The 346-nt window shown below is 67.6% G+C and carries 1 protein-coding gene; it reads left to right on the top strand.

Annotated elements, in window-relative coordinates:
• On the top strand, nt 1-346 hold a 346-nt coding region (locus tag ACNAW0_RS30755; RefSeq protein ID WP_416291542.1), incomplete at both ends, for a S8 family serine peptidase.

The raw sequence follows: 346 nt of genomic DNA, 5'->3' as shown, positions 1-346 counted from the left end.
CGTCAGGGCGTACATCATCGACACCGGCATCCGGGTCACGCACAGCGACTTCGGTGGCCGGGCGGCCTGGGGTACGAACACGACCGGAGACGGTAACAACACCGACTGCAACGGGCACGGTACGCATGTGGCGGGCACCGTCGGTGGCGCGTCCTACGGGGTGGCCAAGAATGTCCAGCTCGTCGCCGTCAAGGTGCTCAACTGCAGTGGCAGCGGCACCACCGCCGGCGTCGTGGCCGGCATCGACTGGGTGACCGCCCAGAAGAACAGCAACCCGAGCCAGCCGATGGTGGCGAACATGTCACTCGGCGGCGGCGCCGACACCACGCTGGACAACGCGGTGAAG

The organism is Micromonospora sp. SL1-18 (assembly GCF_047921505.1).
Taxonomy (GTDB): domain Bacteria; phylum Actinomycetota; class Actinomycetes; order Mycobacteriales; family Micromonosporaceae; genus Micromonospora.
This window is presented reverse-complemented; position numbering and strand designations above follow the sequence as displayed.